This is a genomic window from Oceanospirillum sediminis (assembly GCF_014164585.1).
GTDB classification, from domain to species: domain Bacteria; phylum Pseudomonadota; class Gammaproteobacteria; order Pseudomonadales; family Halomonadaceae; genus Oceanospirillum; species Oceanospirillum sediminis.
On sequence record NZ_JACJFM010000085.1, the window covers coordinates 1 to 920 of the forward strand.

At 44.3% G+C, this 920-nt stretch carries 3 protein-coding genes; all 3 read left to right on the top strand.

What is annotated here, in order from left to right:
* On the top strand, nucleotides 1-330 hold a 330-nt coding region (locus tag H4O21_RS23980), incomplete at its 5' end, for a helix-turn-helix domain-containing protein (RefSeq protein ID WP_182812361.1).
* 67 nt (nucleotides 331-397) lie between these two features.
* Nucleotides 398-808, top strand: a complete 411-nt coding sequence (locus tag H4O21_RS23985; protein WP_182812364.1) for a transposase — start codon at nucleotides 398-400, stop codon at nucleotides 806-808.
* Nucleotides 715-920, top strand: a 206-nt coding sequence (locus tag H4O21_RS26395) for a transposase (protein WP_368737589.1), incomplete at its 3' end; no start/stop codon positions are given. The genes H4O21_RS23985 and H4O21_RS26395, both read left to right, overlap by 94 nt.

Consider the following 920-nt stretch of genomic DNA (forward strand, 5'->3'; position numbering starts at 1 on the left):
GACAAACCTGCAACTCGTCGCCGTGCTCACGCCATCTTACTGAGCCATAAACAGTTCTCCATGGATCAAATAGCCCATATTCTTGATATCACCCGCGAAACAGTCGGAATTCTGATTACTAACTGGGAAAACAATGGGTTAGATAGTTTAGAGGGCAAGCCCCACCCTGGCCGTCCTCCTATATATAGTGAAAGTGAAATAGATGACTTTGTGGATCTGCTTCAGAAATCGCCCCACCAATTGAAAACAGCACAGGCAAAACTGGAACAAGAAACAGGCAAGCATTCCTGTTCCATGACTCTGAAACGAGCATTAAAAAAAAGAGTATAGCTTTAAACGGATCAGGTACTCACTGAAGGATCGTCGAGATGAAGAGGATTTTCGCAATACCCAGGGGATGCTATCAGAGTTCAGCCAATGGGAAAAAGAAGGTAAGAGCGAGTTGTATTACTTTGATGAATCAGGCTTTTCTCAGCGATCCTCTCTGCCTTATGCCTGGAGCCCAATAGGTGCTCCCCTGGAAGTTCCAGCTTACAGCCATAGTCGAAGGCTCAATGTACTGGGTTTTCTCAGCCAGCAAGGAAAGTTGTTTTATCACTCAACGACTGAGAGGGTGACGGCGGATGTTGTGGTTGAAGCCTTTAATCAGTTTATTGAGCAGAAAGACCCGGAAAGCTTCATTGTAATCGTACTGGACAATGCCTCAATGCCTCAATGCATCGTGCAAAGAAGTTCAGAAAGGCTTGCTATGACTGGGTCAATAAGCGGGTATATGTCATTTTTTTATCGAGCTATTCCCCAGAGTTGAATCTAATAGAAATTCTATGGAAGAAGGTGAAACATGAGTGGTTGCCGCTAACTGCATATCTAAGCTTTGATGCCTTATGTAAGTCTGTTCATGAGATTCTGAGGAGCTATGG